The sequence below is a fragment of the Aureimonas phyllosphaerae genome, assembly GCF_900113065.1.
Taxonomy (GTDB): domain Bacteria; phylum Pseudomonadota; class Alphaproteobacteria; order Rhizobiales; family Rhizobiaceae; genus Aureimonas; species Aureimonas phyllosphaerae.
This window is the reverse complement of record NZ_FOOA01000014.1, coordinates 17605-35653: the sequence shown is the minus strand read 5'-3', so window position 1 is coordinate 35653 and position 18049 is coordinate 17605. Positions and strand designations below refer to the sequence as shown.

Below are 18049 nucleotides of genomic sequence, written 5' to 3'. Positions count from 1 at the left end.
CGGCGCATGACGATGATTCTCGTCCATCGCCTCGAGCTCGCCGAGCGGGTCGATCTCGCGCTCGACGGGGACATGCTCGACTGGCTGGCGGATCACGTCGGCATGGGCCGCAGCGACATTTGGCTGCGCCATGCGCGCGGCATGGTCGGCGATCTGAGCGGCGCCGAGCGTCTCGTCGATGACCTCTTTCCCGGCGCGTATTGGGCGGTCGGCAAGGCGAAGGATCGCAGCGATGCGGCCGAAGCGCACGCAGTCCTCATCCCGGTAGGCGCGGCTTCACCCATCGTTTCCAGCGCCCGCTGGCCAGCGAACGCCCTGATCGCGGCGACGGTGCGCGCCTACGCGGCCGGCGCACTCAGCGTGCCCTTCGCCGCCAACGACCGCGGGAGGGCCGCATGACTGCGCCCAGCTATGCCGACTTCCTCCGCTCGAAGACGAAGATCGCGCCTCGGCTCGGCTTCGACGTCTCGCACCGCGCCTTCCATCCCCGGCTGAAGGACCATCAGCGCGCCATCTGCCAGTGGGCGGTCCGCGGCGGCCGGCGCGCGATCTTCTCCCGATTCGGTCTCGGCAAGACGGGCATGCAGCTCGAGACCCTGCGCGAGACGCTGGAGCATCTCGACGAGACGGCCGTCGGCCTGATCGTGCTGCCCTACGGCGTCCGGCTGGAGTTCGTGAAGGAAGCGGCGCTGCTCGGCATCGAGGTCCGGTTCATCCGCTCGGCCGCAGAGATCGATCCGGCCGCCTGCCGGATCTATCTGACGAACTACGAGACCGTGCGCGACGGCCGGCTCGACCCCGCGCTGTTCCAGGTCGTCAGCCTCGACGAGGCGAGCGTCCTGCGCTCCTACGGCTCGAAGACCTATCAGACGTTCCTGCAGCTGTTCGATGCCGTGCCGCTGCGCTTCGTCGCGACCGCGACGCCCTCGCCGAACCGGCTGAAGGAGCTGATCCACTACGCCGGGTTCCTCGGGGTGATGGACACCGGTCAGGCGCTCACGCGCTTCTTCCAGCGCGACAGCGAGCGGGCCAACAACCTGACGCTCTACCCGCACAAGGAGCGGGAGTTCTGGCTGTGGGTGAACACCTGGGCGGTGTTCCTGCAGAAGCCGTCCGACCTCGGCTTCTCGGATGAGGGCTATGACCTTCCGCCGCTCGACGTGCGCTTCCACGAGATCGCGACCGAGATCTTCGACGGCAGCTTCGAACGGGACGGGCAGGGGCGCCTGCTGCGCGAGGAGGGCAACGACCTGCAAGCGGCCGCGCGCGAGAAGCGGTCGAGCCTCGCGGAGCGCATTGCGACCGCGGCCGCGATCGTCGCCGCCGCCCCGGCCGACCACTTCATCCTCTGGCACGATCTCGAGGATGAACGCCGCGCGATCGAGAAGGCGGTACCGGGCGTCCGGTCCGTGTTCGGCTCGCAGGACCTCGACGAGCGCGAAGGCATCGTCTCGGATTTCGCGGAAGGCCGGCTGCAGCACATCGCCGCCAAGCCGGTGATGCTCGGCTCGGGCGCCAACTTGCAGCACCACTGCCACCGCGCCGTGTTCACCGGCATCAGCCCGAAGTTCAACGACTGGTTCCAGGCGGTCCACCGGATCCTGCGCTTCGGCCAGACGTACGCCGTCCGCATCGACATCGTCCACACAGATCAGGAGCGCGGGACGATGCGCATCCTCATGGAGAAGTGGACCCAGCACGAGGAGATGATGGAGACAATGAGCGCGATCATCCGCGAGTTCGGCCTGGAGCAGCTGAACATGGCCAGCGAGATGCAGCGGGCCATCGGCATCGAGCGGCAGGAGGCGGCCGGCGACGGCTGGCGTGTCGCCAACAACGACTGCGTCGAGGAGACGCGGGCGATGCCAGACGCCTCGGTCGACCTGATCGTGACGTCGATCCCCTTTGCCAACCACTACGAATACACGCCGAGCTACAACGACTTCGGCCACACCGACGACAACGCGCACTTCTGGGCGCAGATGGACTTCCTGACGCCGGAGCTCTTCCGCGTCCTCGAACCGGGCCGCATCGCGGCCATCCACGTGAAGGACCGGATCCTGTTCGGCAACGTGACCGGCTACGGCCGGCCGTCGGTCTCGCCCTTCCACGCGGAAGCTCTCTTCCACTTCATCCGGCACGGTTTCGTCTTCTGCGGGATGATCACCGTCGACACCGACGTCGTGTTCGAGAACAACGGCACCTACCGGCTGTCCTACTCCGAGATGCTGAAGGACGGCTCGAAGATGGGCGTCGGCTCGCCCGAATACGTCCTCCTGTTCTTCAAGCCGCAGACGGACCGCTCGAAGGGCTACGCCGACGTGCGGATCGCCAAGGACCGTGAGGACTATCCGCTCGCCCGCTGGCAGATCGACGCGCACGCGCATTGGCGCTCCAGCGGCGACCGCTTCCTGACCGTCGAGGACCTGTCGCGCCTGCGAACCGACGTCCTGGCGCGTGTCTTCCCGAAGGAGACGCAGAAGCGGGTCTACGACTACCGCGAGCACGTCCAGGTCGCGCAAGCGCTCCAGGATCGCGACGCACTGCCGACAACCTTCATGGCGGTGGCGCCGGGCTCGACCGATCCGGACATTTGGCACGACGTCACCCGCATGCGCACGCTCAACGGCGAGCAGGCGGCCAAGGGGCGCGAGAAGCACATCTGCCCGCTGCAGTTCGATATCGTCGATCGCCTGATCGAGCGGTACTCGATGAAGGGCGAGACGGTCTTCGATCCCTTCGGCGGCCTGTTCACGGTGCCGAACCGCGCCATCCAGCTCGGCCGGCGCGGCGTCGCGGTGGAACTGAACGACGGCTACTACCGCGACGGCCTGCGTCTCCTGCGCGACCAGGAGCGGCGGCTTGCGGTGCCGACCCTGTTCCAGCTGCTGGACGCGGCCATGCCGGCCGAGGCCGCGGAGTGATGGCCGCGCTCCTGACCCTCGCGGCGGCGGCGATCCTCTTCGGCGGCGGATCGAGCCTTGCCTACGACGGCGAGCGTCTCAGCGAGCGCGGCGCCGGCGTCGCGATGATGCTGGCCGGCGCGCTCGCGTTCGCGCAGGCCTTCTGGCTGGCCGTGCAATGAGTGTCCGCGTCACCTCCCACGCGATCATCCGCTACCTGACGCGGGTCCGGCTTCTCGACGAGAGCGAGATCCGTCAGGCGGCCGGCGAGGGTGCTTCGGATCATGGCTTGGCGAAGGCCGGCTGCGCGATGCTCAACCAGACGCTCGCCGAGGTCGCTGCCGAGATCCTGCCGCGGCACCTCGAGGCGGCCGTCATCCTCGGTGCAAGCCGCATCCAGCGCGCCGGCTTCGCGCTCGCCTGCCGAGAGGGCTTCGTCACGACGGTTGTCGACGGGGCCAACCTTTGCCGGCCGGGCCACCACACCGCGCAGGGCTGGCACCCGCGCGCCCAGCGCCGCCGCGAGCGACGTCCCCGCTTCCTCCTTTCAGAACACATGGCCGAGGGCGAAACCCCATGAACGCGCATCCTTTCGACCTCACGCGCCCGATGATCGTCGACAGCTTCGCTGGCGGAGGCGGTGCTTCGACCGGCATCGAGATGGCGCTCGGCCGCTCGCCCGACGTCGCCATCAACCATTCGGCCGACGCGCTCGCCATGCACGCGGTCAACCATCCCGACACGGTCCACCTCGATTCGAACATCTGGGACGTCTCGCCCGTCGAGGTGACGAAGGGTCGCCCGCTCGGCCTGTTCTGGGCGTCGCCCGACTGCAAGCACTTCTCGAAGGCCAAGGGCGGCAAGCCCATGGACCGAAACATCCGCGACCTCGCCTGGGTCGTGGTCCGGTGGGCCGAGGAAGCGAAGCCCGACGTCATCATCCTCGAGAACGTCGAGGAGTTCCGCACCTGGGGCCCGCTCTACGAGGACGGCAAGCCGATCGTCGAGCTGCGCGGACACACCTTCGAGGAGTGGACGGGCCGGCTGAAGCGCGCGGGCTATAAGGTGCAGTGGCGCGAGCTGCGCGCCTGCGACTACGGCGCGCCGACGATCCGCAGGCGCTTCTTCATGATCGCCCGCCGCGACGGCATGCCGATCGTCTGGCCGAAGCGCACGCACGGCGATCCGAAGAAGGCCGAGGACGCGAAGCTGATCGCCAAGGGCAAGCTGAAGCCGTGGCGCACGGCCGCCGAGATCATTGACTGGTCGCTGCCGTGCCCGTCGATCTTCGACACCTCGGCCGAGATCATGGCGCGCTACGGCGTGCGCGCGGTGCGACCGCTTGCAGACGCCACCATGCGCCGGATCGCCCGCGGCGTCGTGCGCTACGTGCTCGAGGCGCCGAAGCCATTCGTCGTGAAGTATCAGACCGGATCGACCGGTCATGCGATCGACGAGCCGCTCGCGACGGTGACGGCCAACAGCTACGTGAAGCGCCCCGGCGGCGCTGCGCCGCTGGGCGTCGTCGTGCCGTCTATCGTCGGGCTGGCGCATGGCGATGGCGCTGGGGGCGTCCGACGCGAGTATCCGGTCGACGAGCCAACGCGGACGATTCATGCCGGCGGCGGCAATTTGGCCCTGCTCGCCCCGGTCATCACCGCCGCGCAGCAGGGCGGGTCCGTCCGCTCGGCCGACGCTCCGATCCACACCATCACCGCCAGCCCGAAGGATCAGAACGCCGTCATCGCTGCGACCATGGTGCAGACCGGGTACGGTGAGCGCGATGGGCAGGCGGCGCGCTGCCTCGACCTCGAGGCCCCGATCGGGACGCAGGTCGGCGGTGCGGCAAAGCATGCGGTCGTCGCCGCCAGCCTGTCGCGCTTCACTCAGAACGGCGTTGGCTCGGCGATGGACGAGCCTGTCGACACGGTCATGGCCGGCGCGCCGAAGTTCGGCGTCGTCTCGGCATTCCTCGCCCAGCACAACAACGACAGCCGCCGGATCGGCGGGGTGAACCCCGGACGCGAGGCTAGCGAGCCGCTGGCGACCGTCACCGCGACGGGCGCGCAGCAGACGGTGATTGCCGCACACATGATGCGCCAGTTCGGGACGAGCATCGGCCACGAATTGGACGAGCCGACGCACACAGACACCGCGACGGTCAACAAATCCGCCCTGATCTCGGGCTTTCTGACGAAGTACTACGGTACCGGCGACGGCGCGGCCGTGGACGTCCCGCTTCACACCGACACGACGAAGGATCGCTTCGGCCTCGTCACCGTAGACATCGACGGCGAGCCTCACGCAATCGCCGACATCGGCATGCGCATGCTGACGCCCCGCGAACGCTTCCGCGCGCAGGGCTTCCCCGACAGCTACATCATCGATCGCCGACCGGACGGCTCGCCCATCACCGCGACCGTACAGGGCTCGTGTTGCGGAAACTCCGTCTGCCCGCCGCTCGCTGCGGCGCTGGTGGCGGCGAACTGCGGGCACCTCGCCAATCAAGTGCTTGAGGCCGCGGAATGACCCTCGATCGTGCTCTCGAAATCGTCAAAGCGATCAACCAGCGTTCCTTCCTGCCGATGGGTCTCATAGAGCCGAAGGATGTCGGCTCGCTGGCCGGCGTCTCGCTCGCCGAGATGCTCGAGGCGGTGGCTTGCTGCCAGCAGGAGACCGAACGGCGGCGGGAACACGCGCGCGAGCACGGCGGTAGCTACGGGGTCATCGCCGTTCCGGCAGACCGCTTGATCGCCGCCGCCTACGCCTTGGAAAACTACGAGCCCGACGGCGATGCGATCGTCGCCAGCCCGCTCGGCGGCTGGCGGGGGGGTATCCGCGTGCTCGGTATTGTGGGCCAGAAGCTGGGCAGCGAGGCAGACGAATGAGCGCCCGCACCCAGCCCTCCCTCTTCGACGGCTCAAAGCGGCTCGTCTACGACGAAGCGGTCGAGCTGACGATCGCCTCGCTGCAGGCCTACGGACAAGCACACGATCACTGGTGCATCGCGTGGTCGGGCGGGAAGGACAGCTCCGCTCTCCTGACGCTCGTTGTCCACCTGATCGACGCGGGCAGGATCGCCGCCCCGCGCTCGCTCACTGTCTTCTACGCCGACACCCGGCAGGAGCTGCCGCCGCTCCAGGCGTCGGCCAAGGCGATCATGGCGCAGCTCGCCGCCCGCGGCATCCGCTGCGAGGTGGTGATGGCGCCGTTGGACAAACGCTTCCTCGTCTACATGCTCGGGCGCGGCGTGCCGCCGCCAAACAACAACACGTTCCGTTGGTGCACCCGGCAGATCAAGGTCGACCCAATGGCGGCGGCCGTCGAAGCGCGCCTCAACGAGCTCGACGGCAAGATCCTGATGCTCACCGGCGTGCGCCAGGGCGAGAGCGCGGTGCGCGACCAGCGCATCGTCATGTCCTGCGGCAAGGACGGCGCCGAGTGCGGGCAGGGCTGGTTTAAGGAGGTCCTGCCGAACGCGAAGGGCGTGCGCGGCCGGATCGCGACCCTCGCCCCCCTTCTGCACTGGCGCGTCTGCAACGTCTGGGACTGGCTCCGCATCTACGCGCCCATGCCGGCCTATGGCGGCTGGGCGACGGCCGCGATCGCTGACGCATATGGGGGCGACGAGGCAGCCGAGATTGCCGCGCGCACAGGCTGCATCGGCTGCCCGCTGGCCAGCCAGGAGCTGGCGCTGGAAACGATCCTGCGCTCGCCGGGCTGGGAGCACCTCGCGCCGCTGCGCGGGCTCAAGCCGCTCTACCGCGAGCTGCGCGAGCCGCGCCACCGGCTGAAGAAGACCGGGTTCGGCGGAGCCGGTGAACTGGCGACGGGCAAGAACAAGCAGCGCATGGGGCCACTCACCTTCGAGGCTCGCCGCATGGCGCTGGCGCGCATCGAGACGATCCAGGCGATGTGCAACGACGCAGCGGATCGGCGCGGCCGGCCGGGCGTGGACATCCTCAGCATCGAGGAGGCCACGCGCATCCGCGAACTGATCTCCGCCGGCACTTGGCCGAACGGCTGGGACGGCGACGAGCCGACAGCCGACACCCCGCTCGATAGCGTTTTCAGGGACGGCTCGGTGCAGCCGCTGATGCTGTGATGCTGCATTTCGGTTCGGTCCCCGTTCCCTTCACCGCATCGTGGACGAGCGAGGCCGCGATGTTCATCGCGCCTTGCCGCTTTGCCCGCGGCCATGAGGCGGTGTGCCAACCATCGTCGGCCGGCGAGGGAAAGCCGCTGTTCGGCAAGCCGCACATGGTCCGCCAGCGGCAGGCGATGGAGCAAGGTCTATGCGATACGTGCGGCCGGCTCCTTCGCGGGCGGACGCGGGTCTCTCTATCCCATGCCAGCCTGCGCATGAACGCGGCCGAAGGGCCAGCTATCCTGCAGGTCGAGCCGCTGATGCACCGGGAGTGCGCAGCGCTGTCCGTTCGTCATTGCCCTTCGCTGAAGCGAGACATCGCGGACGGCAAGATCGAAATCCGTCGCGTAGCTCGCACGCGCCTTCAGTTCGCGCAACTGACCGGCGATGCCACCATGGAGTTCTGCGGCATCAGGCGGCCGGGCGTCGTCGGACACGCCAAGATCGAACTCCTTGCGTGGGTCGACAAGACGCTCTCCTGGCTGGAGGGAGCATGAGCGAGTGGGGCAAGGTTCCTCGCGAGGTCTTCCTCGACGATCGCCTGACACGCCGCGACCTGCGTGTCCTGGGTATCCTGTGCACGCATGCAGACGGCCGGACGGGCATTTGCACCCGGAAGCAGGAGGCCATCGCCGAGGAAATTGGCTCGGATCGGAGTGGCGTGAACCGCTCGATCGCCAAGCTCGTGCAGCTGGGCTATGTCGACACACATCAGCGCGCCGGTATGAAACGGAGCCTTCAGTACCGCGTCCTCGTGCGCGAAGCGTCGGCTGGTCAGATGAGCCTGTTCGACGCGCGTGAAGCACCAAGGCAGGCCAAGCCGCGCGTCGCGAAACGTGCCGAAAAGAGCACATCTGTTGTGCTGTCAGAGGGCACATCTGTTGTGCCGACTAGCGGCACATCTAATAAACAGACCCCCGATAACAGAAGCTATGCTGCCTCGCGCGCCGCGCCGGCGAACGACCAGCCGAAGATCGATCCCCAGCCGGATGCCGTTCCGGTTGCGAAGGCGCCGGGTGCCGTCCCGACCTCGCAGATCGACGTCGACGCGCTAGAGGATCGTCTCATCCAGGCGGCCGGCGCTGCGCTCGACCCCATGGCAGCGCGCCTTGGACTGAGGATCCTGACCGAACCGCTCGGCTGGCTGGACGCCGGGTGCGACCTGCACTTCGACGTCTTGCCGACCATCGCCGGCATGTGCGCTCGGCCCGGCGTCACCGGGATCAAGTCGTGGCGGTATTTCGCGGAAGCCGTTCGGCAGGCGAGGGACCGACGCCTTGCCGCGGCGCTCCCGGCACCGCTCGACGCATCGGCCGGCCGGCCCGTGCCCGCCGTTGCGGTTCCTCGACCCAAGCGCCGCAGCATGGGCGACCGCGTCTTCGACCGCATCCAGGAGCGCTTCGGGCACGGCGACGAGCCGCAGGCGGAAGCTGATCCAGACCCCCAAACCACAGGAGACGTCATCGATGTCGCGTTCTGTCGTCGCTAGATCGCCCAACGCCGCCGATATCGCCCGAGCTCGAAGCATGGGTGCGCAGTCCGATCCGGCCGCTGAGGTTTCACGCCTCGCCCTGATCTTGGCGCCCGCAACCGAGGACGACGCCGTCGCAGCGGTGGCCTACATGTTCCGCATCCTGCCGATGGGCATGAGCGCAGACGGCATGACGGACGATCAACTGCGAGAGGCCGAGGACGTCTTCATCGAGAGCTACCGCCTTGCGCTGCGGGGCTTCCCCAAGTGGGCAGTGCTCGAAACGCGAGATGCCTTCATCGGCGGCCGGGTGGCCGAGCACAGCGGACCTTTTTCGCCCAACAGCGCCGTCTTCGGCCGAGAGTGCGCGCGCCGGGTCGATGCCGATCGCGCGCGGCTCGGGCGAGCCCAGCGGCAGCTCGACGAGCGTCGATCGTTTCGCAGCGACGAACCCGGTCCGCTCAGTGAGGAGGCGCGCGAGCGCGGCCGGCGCCGGGTGGAAGAGCTGCGGGCGAGCGCTGAAGCCAAGCGCAGGCTTCTAGGACAGGGATCGCGTGCGGCTCAAGAGAAGGTCTACGTCGACACGACGCCCATCACTCCCGAAGCGCTCGATGCGGCCGGCGTGCCGGACGCTCCGGCTCGAGATGGTTCTATGCGTCCGTTGGCGGCTACCTTCCAGCCCCTGAAACGTAGCGCCTGACCCGTTGCCTGACTCGCTCGGCGTGTGCTCTGTCGTGCCATGCAGACCCGCCAGACCCATAAGCCAGCCTATCCCCTTCGCCTGCGCTGGGTGAAGCGACAGGAAGAGCGCGGCCAGACGATCTGGCGCGCCTTCGATGGGCCTTGGGCTATCGGCTATGTCGCGGACCTGTCGGGCACGTTTCCAGCTGGCACCCGAACCTTCACGTGGCAGATCCAGATGCTGTCGTCGCACCAGTTCCGCGGCAGCATCCAAGGGCGGGAATGGACGAGCCGCGAGGCCGCCGAGAATCTCGAGGAGACGTTCTTCCGTCTGCTGCCCGAAGCGCACAGCTTTGAAGGCCGCCTAGAGGACGCGATCGCCTATGCCGAGTGGCTCGGCGTCCCCATTCCCGTCGCGACCGACTGGATGCGCCGCCAGCATATCCTCGGCGAGAACCCGCTGCCGGTGAAGCCGCTGAAGGCCGCGTTGACCATTTGGGGCGCGGAAGAGCGCCGGCGCGGACGGACTGGATCGCTCTCACCCAGCTTGATGGCTGAAACCTACGGTGCGGATTGGCGCGCAAAGTTCTGCTGAGCGAAACTCTGCTCGGCCCTCTCGGGAGTGGCTTCGGACGAGATCGAACCGTGAACGGATTTGCGCAAAAGCGTTCGGTCGGGCATATCTGACGCGCAACATACAACGGCCGGCTCCAGTGCCGAGGAGCAAGGCCAGCATGCCCGACTTTTCCCACCCTTCGACCGGGGATCAGACCGCCGCTCCTGAGCAGGAGACGGCGATCTCGCGCTTGACCGGCGCTGGCGTTCGCATCGCCACGGGCAGCTTTGCCAAGTCACCCATCACCCACTACAGGCCGCGCTTGGCGCAGCCCGTCCAGTTCACCAACCTTGGTGTCGACGTCCGCATGGCGGAGGTCGACAATCCCTACTACTCCCGCGCGCACAAGGATGAGGCGGAAGATCCGACCAACCCACGGAAGATCGCGGCAGCCCGGAACTCGAACGAGAGCCCGCTTGTCCGCCTCGAGATGATCGGTTCTCTGGACCCGCGACAAGCGCGAGCCGGGCATCTGTTCCGGCAGGTCTATGAGCGGATGATGGCTGGTCAGGCTTCCCCATCGTTCATTCAGGAGCGCGTCGATGGAGGATCGGCGCCAGATGCCTTCACCGAAGGTCGGGCCCGTGCCTCGCGGCAGCTGCGCATTATTTCAGAGGCCATGACGGAAGCGGACTATAACGTCGTGCGCTTCGTGTGTGGAGAAGGACGCTCACTGCGTGAGCTCGATCGCGTGCTCGAAGTTCGGAAGGGGACGTCCAAGGGCCGACTGCTCGCGGCGCTCGATAGGCTGGCCGATGTCCTCGGCCTCGGAAAGCCGAAGCAGCGCGATGGCTGAACCGACCGCTCCCTTTCGCCGTCAAGCCGACACCCTCGACGACCTGGCGCGCCGGGTCGATCGCCTGAGCGTCTCGCGACATGATCCTGAGGCGTTCTTCGAAGAGCGGTCCGAGATCGTTGCGGCCCTCCGGAAAGAGGCGGGGAAACTGCGGACGAGCGATCGAAAAGAAGCGCGAACTGGCTAGAATCGCCTCGCGCAGATGCCGAGTTGACATCGGGGGTCGCTAAGGGCATAGATTGTCCACGGTCGGAAGCTGCGTCGAGAACGCGCCTTCGGCCTTTTTCGTATCCGTTTGATGGTTTGCGGCGCGCCGACGCGTCGCCTTCGAGCTTGCCGCAGGGATGGTCCCGCGGCGAGACGCCCGGCCGGTGCATGTTGCAGCGGGAGAGGCGAACCCGGCACGGTTCTGCCTCTCCCAACATGCGACCGGATATGAGGCGTCAACGCGCGACGCGCATTTCAGTTTCCCCCGCCCGGTTCCGCCGGGCTAGTTCCCCAGGCACTTTCCGGTTCCTCCTGGGTGGCGAACGCGAGGAGCCGGCGCGCACGCCGCGCCTACAGGCGGGTAGAAGCGCGACAATCGGCCCTGCAACGCCGGCGTGGTGGCAGGGGACGCGCCGGAAGCTCGGGAGAGCGGTCAGTCCTTGCCCTCGCGGTCCAAGGAGGCACGGGGACACGCGGGCGGAGGGACAGCCGGCATTGATGGAGCGCAGCATGAGACCCTCGTGGCGTCGACGCATCGAGACGCCCTTGGCGCGTGTGCGTCGCATCATCTCCGAACGCGCTGCCTCACTCGCAGCTGCGGCCCTCTTAGCGCGCATCGAGGTCGCTGACGGCGACATCCTGACCCTGACGATGGGTAGTAGCCTGAGGCGAGTGGACGAGATCCGTATGCAGCTCGCGCTGCGCAAGCGTCTCGACGACCGCGGCTTCTACCGCGCGTCGGTCGTGCTGCTCGACGCGGACATGGTTCTGCGCGTCGAGCGGATCGGGTTGAGGCCGAGCGCGGAATGACGGTACGGGACCGCCGCGGCTCGTCCGCCGAGCGTGGCTATGGCTCGCGCTGGCAGAAGGCACGAGCACTCTTCCTGGTCGAGCACCCACTTTGCTGCCGATGCCACGAACGTGGTGTCGTCGAGCCTGCGACAGTGGTCGATCACATCGAGCCCCACAAGGGCGATCAGAAGCTGTTCTGGGATCGCGGGAATTGGCAGCCGCTGTGCAAGCCGCACCACGACCAGGACAAGCAGGCGGAGGAGCGTCGAGGCTATCGCGCCGGCAGCGACGTGGACGGACGCCCGCTCGATCCGAACCATCCATGGCGCCGCGGAGCCCCGACATGATCTCGAAGCGCATCGAAGGCGAGACGCGCTGCATCGGGCGGAGCCAAGGCTACCTCGGCCTGTCGATCCGTGACGTGACGATCGACTGTGCCGTCAACGGGCCCGAGACGCCCGCGATGATCACCGCTTGGGAGCCGACGCCGGCCGAGCTGGCGCGCCTTAACGCGGGAGCCTCGGTCCACCTGAGGATCCTGGGCACGGGCCATCCGCCCGTAATGCTCGAGGTCGGGCCGACGCCCGACGAGGCCGCCTGACCCCCGCAGGGGGAGGGGTGGGTCGGATCTCTGGGGCCTTGGGGGGCTAGACCCGTGGGGCAGCTTCCTTCGCACTGAGCAAGATTTTTGGAAGGGGGGTTTCGCCATCCCCGTAGGGGATGACCCATGAACTTCACGCCGATCGCCGGCGGTGAGGGCGTGCCGCCCGAGCCGGACTGGCAGCAACTCTACGTCGACGTCCTCGATATCGCCCTGGCAAGCGAGCAGTGGGGCAAGGTGCTGCGAGAGTTGCAGGACATGGGCACGCTCTCGATGGCGAACGGTCACATGATCGAGCGCCTCGTCCTCTACCGCGTCCAGTTCGAGCGCGCGTCGCGCCAGGTCGCCGAGGACGGCCCGATCGTGAAGGCGAAGCGCACTGGCGTTCCCCAGATCCATCCGTGCTGGACGGTGATGCGGCAGGCCGGCGAAGAGATCCGCATCCTCGAGGTCGAGCTTGGCATTCCGCCGACGCGCCGCGGCAAGACGACGAAGGTCGTGAAGCACAAGAAGGTCGAACGGGCGCGCGATGCCTTCCTCAAGCCGGTGGCCCAATGACCCGACGTCGGCTTGGGCGCAGGATGTCGTCGATGGAGAGATCGTCGCCGGCGAACTCGTCCGACTAGCAGCCGAGCGACACCTCCGAGACATCCGCGACGGCGCCGCGCGCGGCCTGCACTGGCGACCGGAGAAAGCGGCGCGAGCGCTGGCGTTCTTTCCGGCTGTGCTCTCCATCACCGAGGGCGCGAAGGCCGGCAAGCCCTTTCACCCGCTGCCTTGGCACACCTTCGCGATAGGCTCGCTCTTCGGCTGGCGCACCGCGTCGGACCGCATGCGTTGGCGCTCAGCCTGGATGGAGACCGGCAAGGGGCAGGCGAAGTCGCCGCTGATGGCAGGCGTCGGCCTCTACATGATGGGCTGGTACGGCGTGCCGCGGGCGAAGATCTTCGCCATCGGGCAGGACCGGAACACGGCCAACGTCCTCTTCAAGGATGCGGCTGCCATGTGCCGCGCTCCGATCCCGGTTGAGGAGGGCGAGGAAGTCGACGACGGCGACACGCTGGAAGCCAACGGCGACGTCATCATCCGCGGCGAGGGCGATAACGCCTGGAAGATTGAGCACCCGGAGACGGGCTCGCTGTTCCAGGCACTGGCGAACGGCGACGCGCCGTCGGGCCCGAAGCCGACGCTGGTCTGCGCCGACGAAATCCATGAGTTCAAGTCGAACACGAGCCTGGAGATCTGGCGCGCGGCCATCGCGAAGATGCCGGGCGACGCGCTGATGATGCTCGGCACGAACACGCCGGCGTCCACCCAGTTCGTCGGCACCGACTACAGCGAGCTCTACCAGAAAGTGGCCCGCGGCGAGATCCGCGACGACGAGGCGTTCTCCTTCATCGCCCGCGTCGACAAGGCCGACCGCGAGACGGTCTTCGACAACGAAGCGTGCTGGCAGAAGGCGCTGCCAGCGCTGGGCATCACGTTCCCGATCGAGAATATCCGCGGTCAGGTCAACACGGCCCGGCAGATGCTCTCGACGGCGCTCTTCGTGAAGCGCCTCTATTTCGGCATCCCGATCGGTGCGTCCGAGTTTTGGATCGCCGAGGAGGCGTGGAACGCGGTCCAGGGCGAGGTCGACCCGGAGACGTTGAAGGGCTGCAAGTGCTGGCTCTCGCTCGACCTGTCGCAGAAGAATGACCTGACCGCGCTCACGGCCGTCTGGCTGGGACCGGACGGCCGGCTCTACGTGAAGACCTGGTACTGGACGACGAAGGACGGCTTGGCTGACCGGGTGCGGAAGGATCAGGCGCCCTACGATCTGTGGGTCGAGCAGAAGTACCTGACGGCCGTCGACGGTGCGGTGATCGACAAGACGTTCGTCGCCGCCGAGGTCGCGCGCATCTGCGCCGAACATGACGTCGAGTTCATGGCCTTCGATTCTGCCGGGATGGCGGATTTCGAGGCCGCCTGTGAGCACATCGGCTTCGAGACCTGGCGCTTCAAAGGACCGGATGAGCCTCAGGGCGCCGGTCTGAAGCTGGTCGCACATGGGCAGGGGACGCGCGTCATTTTCGAGGACAAGGCGTTGTCGATGCCGCGCTCGATCGAGCGGCTCGAGGACCGCATCCTGAAGAAGTCGATCGTGATCGATCGCTCGCCGGTGACCTACTCGTGCGCCGCCAACGCGCACGTCATCTCGGACGGCATGAAGAACCGGGCCTTCGACAAGAAGCGCTCACGGGGCCGCATCGACGGCATGGTGACTGTCGCCATGGGGGTCGGAGCGGCTCTGAACGAAATGGGTGGAGGGTCGATCGACTTCGACGATCTGATCAGGAACGCGGTGGTGGCTTGATGGCGACATTTCGGCTGAGCGAGTGGTTCGGGAGCTTCTGGCGCCCGGTCCGCCGCAGCGAAGGTGCGCCGTTGGATGGCCCGCGCGAGGGTCAGCGCCCGGTGACCATCGATTCGGCGCTCCAGCTCGGCACGGTCTGGGCTTGCGCTCGACTGCTGTCCGAGACGATCGGCACGCTGCCGCTGCTGCTCTATCGGAAGGACAAGAAGGGCGGGCGGGACGTCGATGCGACGCACCCGCTCTATGCGATTCTGCACGACAGTCCGAACGCCGACATGACAGCGGCGGAGTTCTGGGAATCCATCGTCGCCTCGCTCTGCCTCTGGGGCAATGCCTACGCCGAGATCAAGCGAAACGGTGTGGGCCAGATCGTCGCCCTCAACTTCCTCGTCCCGGACAAGGTGAAGGTCGAGCGAAACGAAGCCGGCGAGCGTGTCTACACCGTCGTCGACAAGACGAAGCGCCGGACGGTGCCCGAAGCCCGCATGTTCCACGTGCGGGGCTTCGGCATTGGAGGAGACGTCGGTCTGTCGCCGATCGGATACGCCCGGCGCACGCTGGCGTTGGCGATCGATACAGACGACGCCGCCTCGGCGGCGATGCGCAACGGCGCGCGACCGGGCGGCTTCCTCGTCGTGCCGGGCAAGCCCACGAAGGAGCAGAAGAAGGACCTCCGCGAGACGTTCATCGACCCCATCACTGGGCCGAACGCGACTGCGAAGGCGGGCATCCTCGAGCAGGGGATGGACTGGAAGGAGACCAAGGGCATGCCGCCCGAGGATCTTCAGCTCCTCCAGTGCCGCTCATTCGCGGTCGAGGAGCTTTGCAGGTGGTTCCGCATACCGCCCTTCATGATCGGGCACACCGAGAAGACGTCGAGCTGGGGCACTGGCATTGAACAGCAGATGATCGGGTTCCTGACCTTCTCGCTGCGTCCGTACCTCTCGCGCATCGAGCAGGCGGTCAAGAAGCAGCTGTTGGGACCGGTCGACCGCGCCGATCTCTATGCCGAGTTCATCCTGGACGGTCTGATGCGCGCCGACAGCGCGGGCCGCGCCGCGATCTGGAATGTCATGGCGCAGAACGGCATCCGGACGCGCAACGAGATCCGGCAGAAGGAAAACCTTCCGCCGCTGCCGGGAGGCGACGTCCTCACGGTGCAATCCAACCTCGTCCCGCTGGATCAGCTGGGGGCGAATATGGCCGGCGGCGACCAGCAGGCGCGCTCGGCCTTCCTCAACTGGCTCGGCATCGGTGACGTCCTCGCGGAAGCGGTCAAAGGCGCACTCGCCGGACACAAGGGCGACCAGCCCCCGGAGAACGATCCATGAAGACGAAGCAGGGCGCTACGAAGCAGGGCGCGATGAAGGTCCGCGACTTCGACCTGTCGGTGAAGGCTGTCGGCGAAGACGGAAAGTTCTCGGGCTACGGTTCGGTCTTCGGCGTCGAGGACAGCTACGGTGAGATCGTCGCCCCCGGCGCCTTCGCTGAGAGCCTGGCTGAGATCAAGGCAAAGGGCCGGCCGGTGCCCGTCCTTTGGCAGCACCGCTCCGGCCAGCCGATCGGCGTCTGGGATGAACTCGTCGAGGACGAACGTGGGCTGCGCGGTGAGGGCCGGCTCCTGGTGGAAAAGATCGCGCTGGCCTCCGAAGCCCATGCGCTCCTCAGCGCCGGCGCCGTCACCGGCTTGTCGATCGGCTACTGGGTGCGCGGTTCGACCTACGATGAGGTGACGCGCATCCGCACGCTGACGAAGCTCGACCTCGTCGAGATCTCGCTCGTCACGTTCCCCGCGAACGACGAGGCGCGTGTCGACGCCATCAAGATGAAGCTCGCTCACGGCCAGCTTCCTTCCATTTCAGAATTCGAGCGGCTCCTGCGCGAGGCAGGCTTTTCGAAGACGCAGGCCGCGGTGGTCGCCAACCGTGGACTGCCACACCTGCTCCGGAGCGAGTCCGAGGGCGCCGGCGAACAGAAGGCCGAGATCGAGCGCTTGAACACCATGCTCGACGGCTTCTCCCTCCCCAGTCTTTAACCGGAGCATTTCCATGCGAAACCTTTTCCCCGCGCTCGCCATGATGGCGATCGCGCTGGTCGCGCTCGGCCTTACGAACGTCGACCCTGCCGCTGCCGCGTCCTTCCTGCCGGCGCTGACCCATCCCGCTGGCGTCTCGGACGTCCTCATGGCCAGCGTCTTCGCGCTCGGCGCCGTTTCCGATCCGCTCGCGTTCGAGCGTGGCCGCAAGAACGCCGCTGGCGGCACGGGCGGCGAGGGCGATCTTGCTTCCATCAGCCAGAAGCTCGGCCTCGTCACCGACAAGGTCCGCGAGTTCGCCGAGGACGTGAAGGGCAAGCTGGAGAAGGGCGAGCAGCTCTCGACCAGTATGAAGGAGCAGATCGACGAGGCTCTCTCGGGCATGAACGAGATGAAGAGCCGCGTCGCCGAGCTCGAGCAGAAGGGCGCCCGCGAGCCCGGTGATGGCGACGTCGAGCGCAAGTCGCTCGGACAGCTCGTCATCGATGACGAGGCGTTCAAGACCGGCGGCATGACCAGCTCGTCCCGCAAGTCGCTCCGCGTCCAGATGAGCCGGAAGGACATCACCAGCGGCAACGGCACCGTCGGCACCGGCCGCAGCCCCGGCAATTCGCTGGTGCCGGGCGATCGCCAGGCGACGATCATCGCCCCGCCTCAGCGCGCCATGACGATCCGCGACCTCGTCATGCCGGGCGAAACCTCCGCCGCGTCGATCGAGTATCCGCAGGAAACGGGCTTTGTGAACAACGCGGCCATGGTGGCCGAAGGTGCCACGAAGCCCAAGTCGGACCTGACGTTCGACCTGAAGACCGCGAACGTTCGCACGCTCGCGCACATCTTCAAGGCGTCGCGCCAGATCATGGACGACGCGCCGGCGCTGCGCACCTACATCGACGGCCGTGCGACCTACGGCCTGCAGTTCAAGGAGGAAGCGCAGCTTCTGAGCGGTGACGGGACCGGGCAGAACATTCTCGGCCTGATCCCCCAGGCAACGCCCTTCGCGGTGCCCTCCGGCATGGCGGCCGTCGCTTCGATGACCGCCATCGATCGTCTGCGCATCGCGATCCTGCAGGTGATCATCGCCGAGTACCCGGCGTCGGCGTTCGTCCTGAACGCGATCGACTGGGCAAGCATCGAGCTCACGAAGGATGCCGGCGGCAACTACATCATCGGGAACCCGCAGGACGGCACGCAGCCGCGTCTGTGGAACCTGCCGGTGGTCGCCACCCAGGCAATGCCGCAGAACCGGTTCCTGACCGGTGCCTTCAACATGGCGGCGCAGATCTTCGATCGTCTCGAGATCGAGGTCCTGCTCTCCACCGAGAATGCCGACGACTTCGAGCGGAACATGATGACGATCCGTGCCGAGGAGCGGCTCGCCTTCGCCGTCTATCGTCCCGAGGCGTTCGTCCAGGGCCTAGTCACTCCGACCCCCTGATCGGCG

Annotated in this window: 21 protein-coding genes; all 21 read left to right on the top strand. The window is 67.1% G+C overall.

The features are described 5' to 3' along the window. Positions 1-6: 6 nt before the first annotated feature. Complete coding sequence (locus BM175_RS15770) at positions 7-399, top strand: hypothetical protein (RefSeq protein WP_090964668.1); 393 nt, start codon at positions 7-9, stop codon at positions 397-399. Further along, entirely contained in the window at positions 396-2924 is a 2529-nt protein-coding gene (locus tag BM175_RS15765; protein ID WP_090964666.1) for a DNA methyltransferase, read from the top strand. Before BM175_RS15770 ends, BM175_RS15765 begins: the two co-directional genes overlap by 4 nt. Then, a complete protein-coding gene (locus BM175_RS22775) occupies positions 2924-3085 on the top strand; it encodes a hypothetical protein (protein ID WP_175526877.1) in 162 nt (53 codons plus the stop codon). Before BM175_RS15765 ends, BM175_RS22775 begins: the two co-directional genes overlap by 1 nt. After that, positions 3082-3483 (top strand): hypothetical protein, encoded by a 402-nt coding sequence (locus tag BM175_RS15760; protein WP_090964664.1) that lies wholly within the window; start codon positions 3082-3084, stop codon positions 3481-3483. The genes BM175_RS22775 and BM175_RS15760 overlap by 4 nt, the downstream gene beginning before the upstream one ends. Continuing rightward, a complete protein-coding gene (locus tag BM175_RS15755; protein WP_090964662.1) occupies positions 3480-5432 on the top strand; it encodes a DNA cytosine methyltransferase in 1953 nt (650 codons plus the stop codon). The genes BM175_RS15760 and BM175_RS15755 overlap by 4 nt, the downstream gene beginning before the upstream one ends. Further along, positions 5429-5791 (top strand): hypothetical protein, encoded by a 363-nt coding sequence (locus tag BM175_RS15750; protein ID WP_090964660.1) that lies wholly within the window; start codon positions 5429-5431, stop codon positions 5789-5791. The genes BM175_RS15755 and BM175_RS15750 overlap by 4 nt, the downstream gene beginning before the upstream one ends. Further along, positions 5788-7008, top strand: coding sequence for a phosphoadenosine phosphosulfate reductase domain-containing protein (locus BM175_RS15745; protein WP_090964658.1), 1221 nt, complete (start codon positions 5788-5790; stop codon positions 7006-7008). Before BM175_RS15750 ends, BM175_RS15745 begins: the two co-directional genes overlap by 4 nt. 257 nt (positions 7009-7265) lie before the next feature. Then, complete coding sequence (locus BM175_RS23100) at positions 7266-7547, top strand: hypothetical protein (RefSeq protein ID WP_244546034.1); 282 nt, start codon at positions 7266-7268, stop codon at positions 7545-7547. Further along, positions 7544-8539 carry a helix-turn-helix domain-containing protein gene (locus BM175_RS15735; protein WP_090964655.1) on the top strand — a complete coding sequence of 332 codons (996 nt, stop codon included), beginning with the start codon at positions 7544-7546 and terminating at the stop codon, positions 8537-8539. The genes BM175_RS23100 and BM175_RS15735 overlap by 4 nt, the downstream gene beginning before the upstream one ends. Before the next feature lie 133 nt (positions 8540-8672). Further along, positions 8673-9221: a hypothetical protein gene (locus BM175_RS15730; RefSeq protein WP_139224664.1), complete on the top strand. Its 549-nt coding sequence runs from the start codon at positions 8673-8675 to the stop codon at positions 9219-9221. A 39-nt stretch (positions 9222-9260) separates the two neighbouring features. Then, complete coding sequence (locus tag BM175_RS15725; RefSeq protein ID WP_090964651.1) at positions 9261-9797, top strand: hypothetical protein; 537 nt, start codon at positions 9261-9263, stop codon at positions 9795-9797. A gap of 139 nt (positions 9798-9936) precedes the next feature. Further along, on the top strand, positions 9937-10614 hold the full coding sequence (locus BM175_RS15720; protein ID WP_090964649.1) for a hypothetical protein: 678 nt from the start codon (positions 9937-9939) through the stop codon (positions 10612-10614). After that, positions 10607-10801: a hypothetical protein gene (locus BM175_RS15715; RefSeq protein ID WP_090964647.1), complete on the top strand. Its 195-nt coding sequence runs from the start codon at positions 10607-10609 to the stop codon at positions 10799-10801. Before BM175_RS15720 ends, BM175_RS15715 begins: the two co-directional genes overlap by 8 nt. Before the next feature lie 530 nt (positions 10802-11331). Next, the gene (locus BM175_RS15710) at positions 11332-11631 is read left to right on the top strand and encodes a hypothetical protein (protein WP_139224663.1); all 300 of its coding nucleotides are present in this window, start codon (positions 11332-11334) and stop codon (positions 11629-11631) included. Then, positions 11628-11960, top strand: coding sequence for an HNH endonuclease signature motif containing protein (locus BM175_RS15705; protein ID WP_090964643.1), 333 nt, complete (start codon positions 11628-11630; stop codon positions 11958-11960). The genes BM175_RS15710 and BM175_RS15705 overlap by 4 nt, the downstream gene beginning before the upstream one ends. Then, positions 11957-12214 (top strand): hypothetical protein, encoded by a 258-nt coding sequence (locus BM175_RS15700; protein ID WP_090964815.1) that lies wholly within the window; start codon positions 11957-11959, stop codon positions 12212-12214. Before BM175_RS15705 ends, BM175_RS15700 begins: the two co-directional genes overlap by 4 nt. 126 nt (positions 12215-12340) lie before the next feature. After that, on the top strand, positions 12341-12772 hold the full coding sequence (locus BM175_RS15695) for a P27 family phage terminase small subunit (RefSeq protein ID WP_090964641.1): 432 nt from the start codon (positions 12341-12343) through the stop codon (positions 12770-12772). After that, complete coding sequence (locus BM175_RS15690) at positions 12744-14570, top strand: terminase large subunit (protein WP_090964639.1); 1827 nt, start codon at positions 12744-12746, stop codon at positions 14568-14570. The genes BM175_RS15695 and BM175_RS15690 overlap by 29 nt, the downstream gene beginning before the upstream one ends. A 101-nt stretch (positions 14571-14671) precedes the next feature. After that, the gene (locus tag BM175_RS15685; protein WP_175526876.1) at positions 14672-15901 is read left to right on the top strand and encodes a phage portal protein; all 1230 of its coding nucleotides are present in this window, start codon (positions 14672-14674) and stop codon (positions 15899-15901) included. After that, positions 15898-16605: an HK97 family phage prohead protease gene (locus tag BM175_RS15680; protein ID WP_090964635.1), complete on the top strand. Its 708-nt coding sequence runs from the start codon at positions 15898-15900 to the stop codon at positions 16603-16605. Before BM175_RS15685 ends, BM175_RS15680 begins: the two co-directional genes overlap by 4 nt. A gap of 13 nt (positions 16606-16618) precedes the next feature. Further along, positions 16619-18043 carry a phage major capsid protein gene (locus tag BM175_RS15675; protein WP_244546033.1) on the top strand — a complete coding sequence of 475 codons (1425 nt, stop codon included), beginning with the start codon at positions 16619-16621 and terminating at the stop codon, positions 18041-18043. Positions 18044-18049: the final 6 nt, after the last annotated feature.